The sequence below is a fragment of the Tepidimonas alkaliphilus genome (assembly GCF_007556595.1).
GTDB classification, from domain to species: domain Bacteria; phylum Pseudomonadota; class Gammaproteobacteria; order Burkholderiales; family Burkholderiaceae_C; genus Tepidimonas; species Tepidimonas alkaliphila.
The window spans coordinates 1-12763 of record NZ_VJNB01000009.1 but is presented as its reverse complement, the minus strand read 5'-3'; the positions used below and the strand labels follow the sequence as shown (position 1 = coordinate 12763).

Here is a 12763-nt window from a genome sequence, read left to right as displayed (position 1 = left end):
CATGGACGCCGCCAAGCCCTTGCAGCTCGTCCTCATCACCGGCATGTCCGGCTCCGGCAAGTCGGTGGCGCTGCACGCGCTGGAGGATGCGGGCTTCTACTGCGTGGACAACCTGCCGCCGGAGCTGCTGGAGGCGTTCGTTGCCGTGGAGCGCACGCACGAGGCGCGCCAGATCGCCGTGGCGATCGACGTGCGCAGCGCCGCCTCGCTGCCCGGACTGCCACAGCGGCTGCAGGTGCTGCGGCGGCAGGGCCTGGAACTGACGGTGCTGTTCCTCGACGCCGCCGACGACGTGCTGGTGCGGCGCTTCTCGGAGACGCGGCGGCTGCACCCGCTGTCGGTGCGCGGCAGCACCGACCAGCGCCGCGCGCTGCTGGAGGCGCTCAAGCTCGAGCGGGAGCTGCTGGCCGAGTTGCGCGAGGGGGCGCTCGTCATCGACACCAGCCACCTGCGCGCCGCGCAGCTGCGCAGCGAGGTCAAGGCGCTGCTGGCCGCCGAGCCGCACGCGCCGACGCTGGTGTTTGAGTCGTTCGCGTTCAAGCGCGGCGTGCCGCTGGATGCAGACTTCGTGTTCGACGTGCGCATGCTGCCGAACCCCCACTACGAACCCGACCTGCGCGCGCTCACCGGGCTGGACGAGCCAGTGGCGGCCTTCCTGGCCGGCGAGCCGGAGGTGGCGCGCATGCTCGCGCACATCGGCGACTTCCTCGACCACTGGCTGCCCGGGCTGGCGCGCGACCACCGCAGCTACGTCACGGTGGCGGTGGGCTGCACCGGCGGACAGCACCGCTCGGTGTACCTGGTGGAACGGCTGGCGCAGCGCTTCGCGCCGCATTGGCCGGTGCTGCGCCGTCACCGCGAGCTGGACGTGCGGCTGGCCGGCCCGGCCCCGGCCAGCCAGGCGCGCACCGGCGCCGGCAACCCCAGCGCCAGCGCCGCCGACGGCGTCCACCAGGCGCCCTGATCCGGCTGCACGCCGGGGCCGTCCGGCGCGGCCTCATCCGGCCCGTCCCAGCGCAGCTGCACGCGGTGCAGCGTCAGGTCGCGGTGCGTCAGCGCGTGCGCCAGCGGCGGCAGCCACCGCAGCGCCTGCGCAGGCTGCGTCGCCAGCGCCGCGCGCAGCGCCTGCTCGCCCTCGGTGCCGACCAGCACCGGCGGCGCCCACAGCCCGGCCCAGATGCCGCGTGCGGGACGGCGCTGCAGCCACAGCGCCCCGTCGGCGCGCACCCACAGCGGCAGCCACCACGCCTCGGCCCGCCGCGCGGCGCGGCGCGGCGGAGCGGACGCCAGCGGTGCGGCGCCGGCGTGCGCGGCGCAGTCGGCGCGCAGCGGGCACGCCGGGCAGCGCGGCTGGCGCGGCGTGCAGACCGTGGCGCCCAGGTCCATCAGCCCCTGCGTATAGGCCGCCATCGCCTCGGCTGGCGGCTGCGGCGGCAACAGCGCCTGCGCGCGCCGCCACAGCGCGCGCGGGGTGGCCTCGGCCCCTGCCGCACCGCTCCAGCGCTGCAACACGCGGCGCACATTGCCGTCCAGGATCGACACCGGCTGCCCGTGGCAGAAGGCCGCGATCGCCGCCGCGGTGGAGTCGCCCACACCGGGCAGCGCGCGCCAGCCGTCGAAATCGTGCGGAAAGCGCCCGCCGAGCCGTTCGACCACCTGCCGCGCCGCCGCGTGCAGCAGCCGCGCGCGCCGGTAGTAGCCGAGTCCACTCCAGGCCGCCAGCACCTCGTCCAGCGGCGCGCGCGCCAGCGCCTGCACGTCCGCAAAGCGCGCCAGAAACGCCTCGTAGTAGCGCCGCACGGTGGCCACCTGGGTCTGCTGCAGCATGATTTCCGACAGCCACACGCGGTACGGGTCGCGCGTCCCCTGCCAGGGCAGGTCGTGGCGGCCGCAGGCGCGCTGCCAGGCCACGAGGCGCTCGAAAAAGCTGGGCTGGCCCGCACTCATCGCTGGCAGCGCGGGCAGTAGAAGCTGGAGCGCTGCCCCTGCCGCAGCGGGCGGATCGGCGTGCCGCAGGCGCGGCACGGCTCGCCGGCGCGGCCATACACCCACAGCTCGGCCTGGAAATGCCCCGACTGGCCGTTGACACGGAAGTCGCGCAGCGAGCTGCCACCGACCTCCACCGCACGCGCCAGCACCTGCCGGATCGCCGCGTGCAGCCGCTCGATGCGCGCGCGCCCGAGCCGCGCCGCCGGCGTCGTCGGGCGGATGCCGGCCAGGAACAGCGCCTCGCTGGCGTAGATGTTGCCGACGCCGACCACCACGTCGCCGGCCAGCAGCACCTGTTTGATGGGCGCGCGCCGCCCGCGCAGGCCCTCGGCCAGCCGCTGCGGCGTGAAGTCCGGCGTCAGCGGCTCCACGCCGAGCCCACCCAGCAGCTTGCGCACACGCGCGTCGTCCTCGCCGTCGGCGTACAGCACGGCGCCGAAGCGGCGCGGATCGTGTAGCCGCAGCGTGCCGCGGTCGGTGACGAGGTCGGCGTGGTCGTGCGGCCCCGGCGGCGGCGCCTGCGGCAGCCACGCCAGGCTGCCGGACATGCCCAGGTGCATCAACAGCAGCCCGCGGTCCAGCGGCAGCAGCAGGTACTTGCCGCGCCGGCGCACCGCCTGCACCACGCGGCCCTGGAGCACCTCCGGCGGCGCGCCCAGCGGCCAGCGCAGCGGCTTGCCGAGCCGCAGCGCCGTGATGCGCGCGCCCTGCAGCGCATGCGCGATGCGCAGGCGGGTCACCTCGACTTCAGGCAGTTCCGGCATGGCTCAGGCATAAAGGCAAAGGCTCGATTATGATGGCCGCATGACCGCCGCGCGCTTGCTGCTGCTTGGGCCCCTGCTGGCCGTGGCGCTGACGGCCACTGGGTGCGCCGCCGCGCAGGCTCGCCCCAAGGGTGCGCCCCACGCCGCTGCCGAGCAGGGATTGGATGCGGAGCTGTTCTATCAGCTCCTGCTGGCTGAGCTGACCCGACGGGATGATCCCGGCGCCGCGTATTCGCTGACTCTGGAAGCCGCGCGCCGCAGCGGCCATCCGCACTTGTTCCGTCGCGCGGTGGACATTGCGCTCAGTGGTCGCGCGCCGAATGCCGCGCTGGATGCCGCCCGCGCCTGGGTACGCGCCCAATCCGACGACGAAGACGCCCGCCGGGTGCTGGTTCAGCTGCTGGCTGGCCTGCAGCGCACCGAGGAGCTCGGCACAGCCCTGCGCGATTGGCTGCAAGTGGCCTCGCCGAGCCGGCGGCTGGAGATCATCGACGCCATCCCAGCGTTGTTGGCCCGCAGCGCTGAGCCGGCGCAAGCCGTGGCTGCCGCACGCACAGCGTTGCAAGCCTGGCTGCAGCGCCCCCCCACCGCCGCTGCGGCTTGGGCCGCGCTGGGTGCCGTGCAGTGGCGCGCTGGTCTGAAGGAGGACGCGCTGCAGTCGGCCACGCGCGCGGTTCAGGCCGACGCCGCTTATCCCGCTGGCGCCCTGTTGGCAGCCGAGCTGATCGAGACCGACCCTGCAGCCGCCCGTGCGCTGCTTTACCGGTATCAGCAAGCCACGCGCGATCAGCCCGCAGCCAGCGCCGATGTGCCCATTGCTTGGGCGCAGGCGCTGGCGCGCCGCGGCGAGCTCGATGCCGCGCTGGCGTTGTTGCAGTCCAGCCGGGTGCGCGACAGCGCCGAACAGCGCCGTCTCTGGATGGCGCAAGCCCGCCTGTTGCGCGAAGCCGAACGCGACCAAGACGCCTACGACACCCTGGCGCAAGCCCTGCGTGCGCACCCCGACGACCCCGACCTCAGTTACGAGCTGGCCATGAGCGCGGAGCGGCTCGGCCGCCACGATGAAATGGAGCGTCTGTTGCGCGAGCTGATCGCGCGCCGCCCGGACGACCCGCACGCCTACAACGCGCTGGGCTACTCGCTGGCCGACCGCGGCGTGCGGCTGGAAGAGGCGCGCCAGCTGATCCAGGAGGCGCTGCGCCGTGCCCCCGACGACGGCTACATCATCGACAGTCTGGGCTGGGTGGAATACCGGCTCGGCAACGTCGCCGAGGCGCGGCGCTGGCTCGCGCGCGCGATGGAGCTCAAGCCTGACGCCGAGATCGCCGCCCACCTCGGCGAGGTGCTGTGGGTGCTCGGCGAACGGGACGAAGCGCGCCGCATCTGGCGCCAGGGGCTGGAGTTGGATGCGCGCAACCGCACGTTGCGCGAGACGCTGCGCCGCTTCGGCGTCGAGCCGTGAGGATCGGGGCGCGCTCGGTGACCGCCTGGCGACGACGCGGGATCGGGTTGGCGCTGGCCGCCGCACTGCTGGCCGGCTGCGCGGCCCCGCCGCCGCGCTCCCCCGCCGACACTGCCACCTCCGGCTGGAGTGGGCGGCTGGCGCTGACGGTGCACGGCGAGCCGCCGCAGCGCGCCAGCGCCGGCTTCGAGCTGCGCGGCGCGCCGCAGCGCGGCGAGCTGCTGCTGAGCACCCCGCTGGGCCAGCTGGCGGCGCGCGTGCGCTGGGACGACGGCGGGGCGTGGCTGGAGCGCCCCGACGCCGAGCCGCAGCGCTACGCCGACGTGGCGGCGCTGACCGAAGCGCTGACCGGCGCGGCGCTGCCGCTGCCGGCACTGTTCGACTGGCTGGACGGGCGCCCCGCCAACGTGCCGGGCTGGACGCTGTTGCAGCTGGACGCCGCGCAGGGCCGGCTGCACGCGCGCCGCGACGCGCCCGCGCCGGTGGTGGAGCTGCGGCTGGCGTGGCAGCGGCCCTGACGAAACGCAATCGCCATGCAGCGCCTGCTCGATTTGCCTGCCCCCGCCAAGGTCAACCTGTTTCTGCACGTGGTTGGCCGCCGCGCCGACGGCTACCACGAGCTGCAGTCGCTGTTCGTGCCGCTGGGCTGGCACGACGTGATTCACCTCGAGCTGCGCCGCGACGGGGGACTGAGCCGCGAGGATCTGCACGCGAGCGCCGGCCTGCCAGTCAATGACCTGTGCCTGCGCGCCGCACGCGCGCTGCAGCAGGCCAGCGGGACGGCGCTTGGCGCGCATATCGCGCTGGACAAGCGCCTGCCGCAGCAGGCGGGACTCGGCGGCGGCTCCAGCGACGCCGCCACCGTGCTGCTGGGCCTCAACCGCCTGTGGGGGCTGCACTGGCCGCGCGCGCGGCTGGCGGCGCTGGCGGCGACGCTCGGCGCCGACGTGCCGTTCTTCCTCGGGCCGGGGCCGGCGTGGGTGGAGGGCATTGGCGAGCGGCTCACGCCGGTGGAGCTGCCGCCGCGCGAGCTGCTGGTCGTCAAGCCCCCCAGCGGCGTGCCGACCGCTGCGGTATTCAGCGCGCCGGACCTGCCGCGCGCCACGCCGCGCGCCGTCGTGACCGAGGCGCTGGCACGGCTGCAGGCCGATCCCCTGCTGCGCTGGGGCGGCAACGACCTGCAGGAGGTGGCCGCGCGCTTGTGCCCCGATGTGGCCCAGGCGCTGCAGCGTCTGCGCGACCTGGGGCTCGCCCCGCGCATGAGCGGCTCCGGCAGCGCGGTCTTTGCCGTGCTGCCGGCGGGCGCTCCCGCCGGGCTGGAGGACGCAGCGCGCTGGCCGGCAGGCTGGACGATCTGGCGCGGTCCGACGCTGCCGCGCTTGCCGCTTGCCGCCTGGTAAGCGCAACCGGCCTCCCCCGCTCAGCACGGGATCTAAAACGTGCTATAATTCAAGTCTCGCAGCCGACAACGGTCTTGCGAAAAGCGACTAAGGCGTGCCGCGTCAGCAGCAAGCCTGTGTAGGGGAGTCGCCAAGCTGGTTAAGGCATCGGATTTTGATTCCGACATGCGAGGGTTCGAATCCTTCCTCCCCTGCCAAATTCATCCTCCCAACGCCGGTTGACCATGGAACGCTCGACGCCAGCGCCCACGCCTGACTTCATGCTTTTTACCGGCAACGCCAATCCCGCGCTGGCTGCCGAGATTGCCCAGTATCTGGGCACGCCGCTGGGGCAGGCCCATGTCGGTCGGTTCTCCGACGGCGAAGTGATGGTCGAAATCGGCCAAAACGTGCGCGCGCGCGACGTTTTCATCATCCAGCCGACCTGTCCGCCGACCAACGAGAACCTGATGGAGCTCGTCATCATGGTCGATGCGCTCAAGCGCGCCTCGGCCGCGCGGATTTCGGCGGTGATCCCTTACTTTGGCTACGCGCGCCAGGATCGGCGTCCGCGCTCCAGCCGCGTGCCGATCAGCGCCAAGGTCGTGGCCAACATGCTGCAGGTGGTCGGCGTGGAGCGCGTGCTGACGATGGATTTGCACGCCGACCAAGTGCAGGGCTTCTTTGACATCCCGGTGGACAACATTTACGCGTCGCCGGTGCTGCTGCGCGACCTCAAACAAAAGAACCACCCCGATTTATTGGTGGTCTCGCCCGACGTCGGCGGCGTGGTGCGCGCGCGCGCGCTGGCCAAGCAGCTCGACTGCGACATGGCCATCATCGACAAGCGCCGCCCCAAGCCGAACGTGTCGGAGGTCATGCACGTGATCGGCGACATCGAGGGCCGCCACTGCGTCATCATGGACGACATGGTGGACACCGCCGGCACGCTGGTCAAGGCCGCCGAGGTGCTCAAGGCGCGCGGCGCGGCCAAGGTGTTTGCCTACGTGACGCACCCGATCCTGTCCGGCCCGGCGGTGGAGCGCGTGGCGCGCGGCGACGCGCTGGATGAGCTGGTCGTCACCAACACGATCCCGCTCAGCGACGCGGCGCGCGCCTGCGGCAAGATCCGCCAGCTGACCGTCGCGCCGCTGATCGCCGAAACGATCGCGCGCATCGCCAGCGGCGAGTCGGTCATGAGCTTGTTTGCCGAAATGGAGGCCGCCGTGGCCGCGGCCTAAGCTTTTTTGTGGCGCCGCACATTTGTGCGGCATTCTCAACTGGGGCGCGCTGGTCGCGGCCGCCCCACCTCGTTGTTTGGAGTGTCATCCAATGAAATTTGTCGCTTTCGAGCGTCAAGCGCAGGGCACGGGTGCGAGCCGCCGCCTGCGCCGCGCCGGCAAGGTGCCGGGCATCGTCTATGGCGGCAGCACGCCGCCGCAACCAATCGAGCTCGACCACAACGCCCTGTGGCAAGCGGTGCAAAAGGAGGCTTTCCATACCTCCATTCTGGAGATGGAGCTGGGCGGCCAAACCACCAAAGTGGTGCTGCGTGATGTGCAGTATCACCCGTTTAAGCCGCAGGTGCTGCACGTGGACTTTCAGCGCGTGGACGAAACCACCCGCCTGCGCAAGAAGGTGCCGCTGCACTTCGTCAACGCCGACAACAGCCCGGCGGTCAAGACCGACAAGTGCCTGATCAACCACGTCGTCACCGAGCTGGAGATCGAGTGCCTGGCCACCCAGCTGCCCGACTTTATCGAAGTGGATCTGGGCCACTTGCACAAGGGCCAGAGCCTGCACGTCAGCGACCTCAAGCTTGGCCCGGGCGTCAAGGTCGTCACGCACGGCAAGCCCAACCCGACGATCGCCACCGTGGTGGAGCCGGTGGAAGAGGTGGTGGCCGAGCCGCAGGCCGCCGCTGCGGCTGCCGACGACAAGAAGGGCAAGAAGGGCAAGAAATGACGCCCGCGGGGGCCGCGCAGCCCCCAGCCCCACGCCAACCGCTCTTGAGGCGGACGGCGCTTCTGCAGGCCCGCCTCGCGCGGGCCTTGCGTTTCATGGGATGATGCGCGGGCGACGCCACGCGCACGAGGGCCTGCATCGATGTTCAAGCTGCTGGTGGGCCTGGGCAACCCCGGGCCGGAGTATGAGGACACGCGCCACAACGCCGGCTGGTGGTGGCTGGATCGCATCGCCGCCGACTTGAAGGCCACGCTGCACCCGGAGCGCGGCTTTTTCGGCCTGGCCGGGCGCGCGCAGGTGCAGGGCCACACCCTGTGGCTGCTCAAGCCCACCACCTACATGAACCGCTCCGGGCAGGCCGTAGCGGCGCTGGCGCGCTTCTACAAAATCGCGCCGCACGAAATCCTGGTGGCGCACGACGAGCTGGATCTGCCGCCGGGCGACGCGCGCCTGAAGCGCGGCGGCGGACACGCCGGCCACAACGGCCTGCGCGACATCCACGCGCAGCTCGGCAGCGCCGATTACTGGCGGCTGCGGCTGGGCATCGGCCATCCGGGCGTCAAGGCGGAGGTGGCCCACTGGGTGCTGCGCCGGCCGCCGCAGGAGCAGCGCCAGGCGATCGACGCCGCGATCGAGCGCGCCGCACGCGCGCTGCCGCTCTTGCTGGCTGGCGATGTCGCCAAGGCCACGAGCCAGATTCACACCACGCAGCCGCCGCGGCCCAAGCCGCCGCGCCGCCCGCCGCCAGCGCAGACCGAGCCGGCGGACAGCGCCACCGCTCAGCCGCCGTCGGCCTGAGCCGGCTGTGGCAGTGCCGGCGACTGCGACGGTGCCGCAGCGACCTTGGCCGCCTGCAGCCGGCGATATTTTTCCCACAGCGTGGCACGGTTCTCGACGAACTGCGGGTTGAGCGGAATGCAGCTGACCGGGCAGACCTGCACGCACTGCGGCTCGTCGAAGTGGCCCACGCACTCGGTGCAGCGCTGCGGGTCGATGACGTAGTGCTCCTCGCCCATCGAGATGGCCTGGTTCGGGCACTCCGGCTCGCAGACGTCGCAGTTGATGCACTCGTCGGTGATCATCAGGGCCATCGCCGCACTCCTCGCGTTTCAGCCGCACGCCGCGCAAGCCGCGCGCAGCGCCTGCGCCACCGGCGCGCTGACCAGCGCGGACACGTCGCCGCCCAGGCGCACGATCTCGCGCACGAGGGTACTGGAAATGCACTGCAGCTGCGGCTGCGGCAGCAGGAACACCGTCTCAACGCCAGGGGCAAGCCGGGCGTTGAGCGTGGCCATCGGCGTCTCGTAGTCGAGGTCGGTGCCGTGGCGCAGGCCGCGCACGATCGTGCCGGCGCCGTGCGCACGGCAGAAGTCCACGATCAGGCCGTCGAACGGGTGCGCCTCGACGTTGGGGCAGTCGGCCAGCACCTGGCGCACCAGCGCCAGCCGCTCCTGCAGCGGCAGCAGCGTCGTCTTGTGGTGCGCCGCCGCCACGGCGACGATCAGGCGCTCGAAGCGCGCCGCCGCGCGACGGATGACGTCCTCGTGCCCGAGCGTGATCGGGTCGAAGGTGCCGCTGGTGACGGCCACGCGCGGCGAAAGGGAGGGAACGGCGGACTCGGTCATGGCTGCAGATTATCGAGCGGGCGCAGCAGGTGCGCGTGCACCTGCCCGGCGCGCAGGTGGCGCTGCACCGCCCAACCCAGGCTCGCCAGCCGCGCCTCGTCCCACGGCTGCGGCGCCTCCAGGTAGGCCAGGCCGTCCGCGGCGACGAGCCGGCGCGCCTGGCGCAGCGCGGCCTCGAACAGCGCCGCGCCGCCGTCGAACGGCGGGTCGAGCAGCACCAAGTGCCAACGCGCCGCCGGCAGCCCCGCCAACACCCCCAGCGCCTCGCCGCCGACCACGCGCACCACGTCGGAGGCCCCCTGCAGCCGCTGCACGTGCTCGTGCAGCGCGCGCAGCAGCTGCGGCTGGCGCTCCACCAGCACCACCTCCACCGCGCCGCGCGAAGCCGCCTCCAGCCCCAGCGCCCCGGTGCCGGCGAACGCATCGACGCAGCGCCAGCCGTGCAGGTGCTGACCCAGCCAATTGAACAGCGTCTCGCGCACGCGGTCGGGCGTCGGACGCAGGCCCGGCAGCGGCGGCACCGGCAGCTTGCTGCGCCGCCAGCGCCCGCCGACGATGCGCACCTCGCCCGGCGGCGCGCCGCGGCGCACCGGCGCGCTCACGGCGCGCCTCCGACGACGACGGTGACCAGCCGCTGCGGGTCGATGACGCGCCGCCAGGCGCGCATCAGATCGTCGCGCGTCAGCGCCTGCACGCGCCGCGGCCAGGTGTCGAGCTCGTCCAGCGGCAGCTCCGCCCACGCCAGCGCCGCCACCTGGTCGGCGATCTTGCGGTTGCTGTCGAGCTTGAGCGCATGCCCCTGCACCAGGCTGCGCTGGGCCTCGGCCAGCTCCTGCGGGGTCGGCCCCTCCTCGGCGAAGCGGTGCAGCACGTCGTGGATCAGCGCCACCGCCTGCTGGGCCTGATCGGGCCGGGTCTGCATCGTCACCGTCCAGGCGCCAGCGTGCCGCCCGGCCAAAAAGTAACTGTAAACCCCATAAGTCAGGCCACGGCGCTCGCGCAGCTCGCGCATCAGGCGCGACGTGAAGCCGCCGCCGCCGACGATGTGGTTGGCCACCTGCAGCGCGAGGAAGTCCGGATCGCGCCGCGCCACGCCCGGCTGGCCGATCAGGATCTGCGCCTGCGCCGCGCCGGCAAACGGCTCGGCGATCGTGCGCGCCTCGGGCAGCGGCTCCACCTCCGGCAACGCCGGAAGCTTCGTGCAGCCGTGCGCGGCCCAGCCCGCCAGCAGCCGCGCGGCGATCGCGTCGGCCTGCGCCCGATCGACCGCACCGACAAAGGTCAGCCGCGCGTCGCAGGCGCGCGCGTGGCGCTGCCAGAACGTGCGCATGGCCGCCGCGTCGATCGCGGCCCAGGTCTCGGGCGTGGCCTCGCGGCCGTATGGATGGCCGCGGTAGAGCGCCTCGGCGTAGAGCCGCTGCGCGCGCGTCTCCGGCTGCGCCTGCGCCTGGCGCCAGGCCGCCACGAGGCGCTCGCGCTCGCGCGCCCATACCGCCTCGTCGAACGCCGGCGCGGCCAGCTGCTGCGCCAGCAGCGCCACCGCCGGCTCCAGCACGTCCGCGCGCGTCAGCGTGCGCAGCGCGAGGCTGAAGCGGTCCAGCGTCGCCGTGGCCGACCACTGCGCCCCCAGGTCGGCCCACGCCTCCGCCAGCGCCTCCTCGTCGCGCGCCGGCTGATCGTCCCAGGCCGCCGATCCCTTGCCGAGCATCAGCGCCACCGCGCCGGCCAGCCCCGCCTGCGCCGGCGGGTCGCGCCGGCTGCCGCCGTCGAACTCCAGCCGCACGTCCAGCATCGGCAGCGCGTCGTTGCGCACCAGGTACACGCGCGCGCCGTCCGGTCGCACCCAGTGCTCGATCGCCGGGCCAGCCCAGGCCGCCGGTGCCCACAGCATCCCCCACGTCAGCAGCGCCAGCGCCGCGATGCGCCATCGTGCCACGAAGCCCTTCATCGGGCGCCCTCCTCCGGCAGCAGCCAGCCCACCGTCATCTGCCGCTCGCCGAAGTAGCGCTGCGCCACCCGCTGCACGTCGGCGGCGGTGAGCGCCTGCACGCGCGCCAGCAGCCGCGCCTGCGCATCCGGCGGCCAGCCCAGCGCCCACTGCTGGCCGAGCTCGCGCGCCTGCGCAAACGGCGAATCCAGCTTGAACACCTCCGCCGCCGCCCACTGGTTCTTGACGCGGCGCAGCTCGGCGTCGCTGACGCCATCGCGCGCCACGCGCGCGATCTCCTCGCGCAGCGCCTGCTCGACGCGCGCCGGCTCCACCCCTGGCCGCACCGTGGCCGAGACGAGGAACAGCTCCGGCCCGCGCCCACCGAGACCGTAGCCGACGCCGACCGCATCCGCCAGCCGCCGCCCATCGGGCGGGCGCACCAGCGCGCGCTCCAGCCGCGCCGCACTGTGCCCATCCAGCACGCCGGCCAGCAGCGCCAGCGCCAGCGCGTCGCGCGCGGCCTCGCTGTCGTCGTCCGGATGCGGCAGGCGCGGCACGCGCCAGCCGATCAGCAGCGAAGGCTGACGCACGCGCCCGAGCCACTCGAATCGACGCGCGCCGCGCTGCTCGGGCTCGGCCTCGGGCGCGCGCGCCGGCAGCACGCGCGGCGGCAGCGCGCCGAACAGCTCCTCGGCCCAGCGCACCACCTGGGCCGGCTCGACGTCGCCCACCACCACCAGCGCGGCGTTGTTCGGCGCGTACCATCGCTGGTGGAACGCGCGCACGGTGGCGGCGTCCAGCGCCTCCAAGTTGGCCATCCAGCCGATCACCGGACGGCGATACGGGTGCGCCACCAGCGCGGTGGCCATGAATTGCTCATAAAACTGCGCCTGTGGATCGTCCTCGATGCGCTGGCGCCGCTCCTCGCGGATGACCGCCAGCTCGCGCTGCAAGGTTTCGGCCGTCCAGGCGTTGCGCGCGAAGCGCTCGGCCTCCAGCGCCATCGCCTCGCGCAACGCGCCGGCAGGCACCTGCACGTGGTAGGCGGTGACGTCGCGCGCGGTGAAGGCGTTGTCGCGCCCGCCCAGCGCGGCGATGCGGCGCGAGTACTCGCCCTCGGCCAGCGTCGGTGTGCCCTTGAACATCATGTGCTCCAGCACGTGCGCCACGCCGGCCTCGCGGTCGGTCTCGTCCACCGCACCGACGCGCAGCCACAGCATCTGCACCGCCGTGGGGGCGCGGCGGTCCACCTGCACGATCACCGTCAGGCCGTTGGGCAGCGTGGTCACGTGCGGGCGCGCGGCGGCCGGGGCCTCCAGCGACGCCGCGGCCGGCGGCGCGTCGGGCGCGGCAGCTGGCGCCGAGGAATCGGCCAGCGCCGCGCCGGCCAGCAGCGCCATCGCCAGCCATGCGGCTCGCCTCGCCGCCGCGCGCGGGCGCATACCGAGGGCATTCGGTAACAGTTTCGACGCTTTCATAGAATGGTGCTCCATTCTAGGCAGTGCCCAGACTATGTTTCGCTTTCTAAAGGAAAAGTTCTTCGGCGGCGCGCGCCCGGCTCGGCCTTGGCCACCACGCGCTTGACCTTGCGCAGCTCCTCCATCAGGTGCAGCTGCGTTGGCAGCCGCCCGGCGGTGTCCACAATGACC

General features: G+C 73.1%; 13 protein-coding genes, 1 tRNA gene and 2 pseudogenes. 8 read left to right on the top strand and 8 right to left on the bottom strand.

Features of this window, described 5'->3' with window-relative positions; all coding sequences use genetic code 11:
- Position 1 precedes the first annotated feature (1 nt).
- Positions 2 to 868, top strand: a pseudogene (gene rapZ, locus Talka_RS08775) (RNase adapter RapZ); the annotation flags it as partial.
- Here rapZ and Talka_RS08770 read toward each other — a convergent pair.
- Positions 853 to 1947, bottom strand: coding sequence for an A/G-specific adenine glycosylase (locus Talka_RS08770; protein WP_143890759.1), 1095 nt, complete (start codon positions 1945 to 1947; stop codon positions 853 to 855). The pseudogene rapZ and the gene Talka_RS08770 sit on opposite strands and share 16 nt — an antisense overlap.
- Positions 1944 to 2753: a bifunctional DNA-formamidopyrimidine glycosylase/DNA-(apurinic or apyrimidinic site) lyase gene (gene mutM / locus Talka_RS08765; RefSeq protein WP_143890757.1), complete on the bottom strand. Its 810-nt coding sequence runs from the start codon at positions 2751 to 2753 to the stop codon at positions 1944 to 1946. The genes Talka_RS08770 and mutM overlap by 4 nt, the downstream gene beginning before the upstream one ends.
- A 40-nt stretch (positions 2754 to 2793) precedes the next feature.
- On the opposite strand from mutM, the gene Talka_RS08760 reads away from it, so the two are divergent.
- The 7 genes from Talka_RS08760 (at position 2794) to pth (ending at position 8357) form a co-directional block, all read left to right on the top strand.
- On the top strand, positions 2794 to 4215 hold the full coding sequence (locus tag Talka_RS08760) for a tetratricopeptide repeat protein (protein WP_143890755.1): 1422 nt from the start codon (positions 2794 to 2796) through the stop codon (positions 4213 to 4215).
- A 17-nt stretch (positions 4216 to 4232) separates the two neighbouring features.
- Positions 4233 to 4733: an outer membrane lipoprotein LolB gene (locus Talka_RS08755; RefSeq protein ID WP_246100639.1), complete on the top strand. Its 501-nt coding sequence runs from the start codon at positions 4233 to 4235 to the stop codon at positions 4731 to 4733.
- Between the two features lie 15 nt (positions 4734 to 4748).
- Positions 4749 to 5615, top strand: coding sequence for a 4-(cytidine 5'-diphospho)-2-C-methyl-D-erythritol kinase (locus tag Talka_RS08750; RefSeq protein ID WP_143890753.1), 867 nt, complete (start codon positions 4749 to 4751; stop codon positions 5613 to 5615).
- Between the two features lie 120 nt (positions 5616 to 5735).
- A tRNA-Gln gene (locus Talka_RS08745) sits at positions 5736 to 5812 on the top strand.
- A 27-nt stretch (positions 5813 to 5839) separates the two neighbouring features.
- Positions 5840 to 6835 (top strand): ribose-phosphate pyrophosphokinase, encoded by a 996-nt coding sequence (locus Talka_RS08740; RefSeq protein WP_143890751.1) that lies wholly within the window; start codon positions 5840 to 5842, stop codon positions 6833 to 6835.
- A 91-nt stretch (positions 6836 to 6926) separates the two neighbouring features.
- A complete protein-coding gene (locus tag Talka_RS08735) occupies positions 6927 to 7559 on the top strand; it encodes a 50S ribosomal protein L25/general stress protein Ctc (protein WP_143890749.1) in 633 nt (210 codons plus the stop codon).
- Between the two features lie 141 nt (positions 7560 to 7700).
- Positions 7701 to 8357: an aminoacyl-tRNA hydrolase gene (gene pth, locus Talka_RS08730; protein ID WP_143890746.1), complete on the top strand. Its 657-nt coding sequence runs from the start codon at positions 7701 to 7703 to the stop codon at positions 8355 to 8357.
- On the opposite strand, the gene Talka_RS08725 is transcribed toward pth, so the two are convergent.
- The 6 genes and pseudogenes from Talka_RS08725 to Talka_RS08700 form a co-directional block, all read right to left on the bottom strand.
- The gene (locus Talka_RS08725; RefSeq protein ID WP_143890744.1) at positions 8339 to 8650 is read right to left on the bottom strand and encodes a YfhL family 4Fe-4S dicluster ferredoxin; all 312 of its coding nucleotides are present in this window, start codon (positions 8648 to 8650) and stop codon (positions 8339 to 8341) included. The genes pth and Talka_RS08725 overlap by 19 nt on opposite strands.
- Before the next feature lie 18 nt (positions 8651 to 8668).
- Positions 8669 to 9184 (bottom strand): pantetheine-phosphate adenylyltransferase, encoded by a 516-nt coding sequence (gene coaD / locus Talka_RS08720; RefSeq protein WP_143890742.1) that lies wholly within the window; start codon positions 9182 to 9184, stop codon positions 8669 to 8671.
- Complete coding sequence (gene rsmD, locus Talka_RS12115; protein ID WP_425472662.1) at positions 9181 to 9891, bottom strand: 16S rRNA (guanine(966)-N(2))-methyltransferase RsmD; 711 nt, start codon at positions 9889 to 9891, stop codon at positions 9181 to 9183. The genes coaD and rsmD overlap by 4 nt, the downstream gene beginning before the upstream one ends.
- The gene (locus tag Talka_RS12110; protein ID WP_143890739.1) at positions 9783 to 11132 is read right to left on the bottom strand and encodes a M16 family metallopeptidase; all 1350 of its coding nucleotides are present in this window, start codon (positions 11130 to 11132) and stop codon (positions 9783 to 9785) included. Before Talka_RS12110 ends, rsmD begins: the two co-directional genes overlap by 109 nt.
- Complete coding sequence (locus tag Talka_RS08705; protein WP_143890737.1) at positions 11129 to 12514, bottom strand: M16 family metallopeptidase; 1386 nt, start codon at positions 12512 to 12514, stop codon at positions 11129 to 11131. Before Talka_RS08705 ends, Talka_RS12110 begins: the two co-directional genes overlap by 4 nt.
- A gap of 113 nt (positions 12515 to 12627) precedes the next feature.
- Positions 12628 to 12763 (bottom strand): annotated as a pseudogene (locus Talka_RS08700) (signal recognition particle-docking protein FtsY); the annotation flags it as partial.

Excerpts from the sequence above, each read along its gene's own strand:
- Talka_RS08770 (WP_143890759.1), bottom strand. The coding sequence starts at position 1,947 with ATGAGTGCGGGCCAGCCCAGCTTTTTCGAGCGCCTCGTGGCCTGGCAG.
- mutM (WP_143890757.1), bottom strand. The coding sequence starts at position 2,753 with ATGCCGGAACTGCCTGAAGTCGAGGTGACCCGCCTGCGCATCGCGCAT.
- Talka_RS08760 (WP_143890755.1), top strand. The coding sequence starts at position 2,794 with ATGACCGCCGCGCGCTTGCTGCTGCTTGGGCCCCTGCTGGCCGTGGCG.
- Talka_RS08750 (WP_143890753.1), top strand. The coding sequence starts at position 4,749 with ATGCAGCGCCTGCTCGATTTGCCTGCCCCCGCCAAGGTCAACCTGTTT.
- Talka_RS08740 (WP_143890751.1), top strand. The coding sequence starts at position 5,840 with ATGGAACGCTCGACGCCAGCGCCCACGCCTGACTTCATGCTTTTTACC.
- Talka_RS08735 (WP_143890749.1), top strand. The coding sequence starts at position 6,927 with ATGAAATTTGTCGCTTTCGAGCGTCAAGCGCAGGGCACGGGTGCGAGC.
- pth (WP_143890746.1), top strand. The coding sequence starts at position 7,701 with ATGTTCAAGCTGCTGGTGGGCCTGGGCAACCCCGGGCCGGAGTATGAG.
- Talka_RS08725 (WP_143890744.1), bottom strand. The coding sequence starts at position 8,650 with ATGGCCCTGATGATCACCGACGAGTGCATCAACTGCGACGTCTGCGAG.
- coaD (WP_143890742.1), bottom strand. The coding sequence starts at position 9,184 with ATGACCGAGTCCGCCGTTCCCTCCCTTTCGCCGCGCGTGGCCGTCACC.
- Talka_RS12110 (WP_143890739.1), bottom strand. The coding sequence starts at position 11,132 with ATGAAGGGCTTCGTGGCACGATGGCGCATCGCGGCGCTGGCGCTGCTG.
- Talka_RS08705 (WP_143890737.1), bottom strand. The coding sequence starts at position 12,514 with ATGGCGCTGCTGGCCGGCGCGGCGCTGGCCGATTCCTCGGCGCCAGCT.